The following is a 511-nucleotide window of genomic DNA, read 5'->3' as shown; positions in this document are numbered from 1 at the left end:
AGTAGCGGGTTCCTTCAGCCTTCAGCTCATAAGAGTCGGAGAAGTATCGGTTATTCTGCTTGTCGTACCATTTGCGTCTTCTGACGATTAGATCAACACCTTTGTCGCGGATCGGGAAGTCACGTATAGTTACGGCCTCACAGAACCCTTTGAATTCAATCTCCGGGTTCTCTTTATATTCAGCCATAACCGATTCGTCAAGATAGATGCGAATAAGGGATGCCTCTTCTTCTACACGTACTACTTCAAAATTTGAAAGTATCTCTGATGGCAGTATCAACTGTGCCAATGCTAATAATCCTTGATTGTTCATGGTGCAAAGATATAAATTTTCTGTAGAATCAAAAAGCTTTCCCCCTAGATATATCGGGTGAGCCGATAAACCTGGCTCAGTAGATAATTAGTGGGGGTAAGCGTATATCATGGAAAGTCTGTAGAGAAAGAATTTCTCATCCCTAATTCCCCTTAGTGCTGCCCTGAAGGACTTGACTTTTGCGTTGAAAGACTCTGC

General features: G+C 42.7%; 1 protein-coding gene and 1 pseudogene. Both read right to left on the bottom strand.

Features of this window, described 5'->3' with window-relative positions; translation table 11 throughout:
* Positions 1-313 (bottom strand): hypothetical protein (locus CIK89_RS01890; RefSeq protein ID WP_094389744.1); only part of this gene is annotated, 313 nt, incomplete at its 3' end.
* Between the two features lie 87 nt (positions 314-400).
* Positions 401-511, bottom strand: a pseudogene (locus tag CIK89_RS13780) (DDE transposase); the annotation flags it as partial.

The organism is Prevotella sp. P4-119 (assembly GCF_002251345.1).
Taxonomy (GTDB): Bacteria; Bacteroidota; Bacteroidia; order Bacteroidales; family Bacteroidaceae; genus Prevotella.
The sequence above is the reverse complement of the archived record's forward strand: the minus strand, read 5'-3'. Positions and strand labels throughout refer to the sequence as shown.